The organism is Methylobacterium sp. WL18 (assembly GCF_008040015.1).
Classification (GTDB): Bacteria; Pseudomonadota; Alphaproteobacteria; order Rhizobiales; family Beijerinckiaceae; genus Methylobacterium; species Methylobacterium mesophilicum.
Window position 1 is genome coordinate 1 of the sequence record NZ_VRVD01000975.1, and the last position, 1,227, is coordinate 1,227.

Here is a 1,227-nt window from a genome sequence, read left to right on the forward strand (position 1 = left end):
CGCCTGGAGGAGACCGAGCCCCTGGTCGCCGCCCTCGACCGGGCGGGGGCCGCCGACGCCGCGTCCCGCGCGCGCTACCGGGTCGCCAACGCCAGGATGCGCGAGGCCTTCGGGCTCCTGACCCGCGGCGCCATCGACAAGGCCGGCCCGCAGGTGACCCTGGCCCGCCAGGAGTACCGGCGGGCGCTGCGCGACCGGCCGGATTTCTGGGACGCGAAGTTCAACCTCGACGTCGCCTCGCGGCTGATCCGCGATTTTCCGGAGTTCGACCGCGCCGGCGGCGACGAGCTGCGCGCCGAGCCAAAGCAGATCTGGACCGATATCCCCGGGCAGCCGAGGGGCGGACCATGAGCCGGCAAACAGTTCTCAAAAATCTGCCGCTCGCCCGCAACCTGGGCGGCCGCCGCTTCCAGGCGCTGGCCCTCGCGCTCGTGCTGGTGATCGCCGCCCTCGTAGTACCGGCGCTCCCGGTGACCCGCGCGGGCGTCGCGGTGCTGGCCGTGATGGACATCACCGGCTCGATGAACGTGCGCGACTACGCGCGCGACGGCCGCCCGGAGAGCCGTCTGGAGACCGCCAAGGCGGCCCTGCGCCGGATGGTGGCGGACCTGCCCTGCGGCTCGCGGGTGGCGCTGGCGCTGTTCACAGAGCGGCGGCCGTTCCTGCTGTTCACCCCCGTGGAGGTCTGCGCCGACTTCGCGCCGCTGGACGGCGCGCTGGCGGCGATCGACTGGCGGATGGCCTGGGAGGGTGACAGCCGCGTCGCCGCCGGGCTGTATCGGGCGGTCGAGATGGCCGCCGGCCTCGGCACGGATCTCCTGTTCGTCACCGACGGCCAGGAGACGCCGCCGCTCCCCGGCGGCCGCATCCCGCCCTTCGAGGGCAAGCCCGGTGTGGTGCGGGGCCTGATCGTCGGCGCGGGTGCCTACGGCCTGTCGCCGATCCCGCGCTTCGACGAGCGCGGCCGCGAGCGCGGCTTCTACGCCGAGACCGACGTGCAGCAGGAGAACCGGTTCGGCCCCCCGCCGGCCGATGCCGAGTCCCGTGCCGGCTACAATCCGCGCAACGCCCCGTTCGGGGCCGCCGCCGCCGTGGGCAGCGAGCACCTGTCCTCCGTGCGCGAGGACCACCTGAAGCAACTCGCCGCGAGCACGGGCCTGGCCTACGCGCATCTCGACGGGGCCGGCGGGCTCGACCGCCCCCTGATCGCGGCCGGGACGCCGCGCC

1 protein-coding gene and 1 pseudogene are annotated in these 1,227 nt (G+C 74.7%); both read left to right on the forward strand.

Translation table 11 applies throughout. The features are described from left to right. Nucleotides 1-351, forward strand: a pseudogene (locus FV228_RS30225) (MxaK protein); the annotation flags it as partial. Next, a partial coding sequence (locus FV228_RS30230) for a vWA domain-containing protein (protein ID WP_147857788.1) occupies nt 348-1,227 on the forward strand: 880 nt, incomplete at its 3' end. The pseudogene FV228_RS30225 and the gene FV228_RS30230, both read left to right, overlap by 4 nt.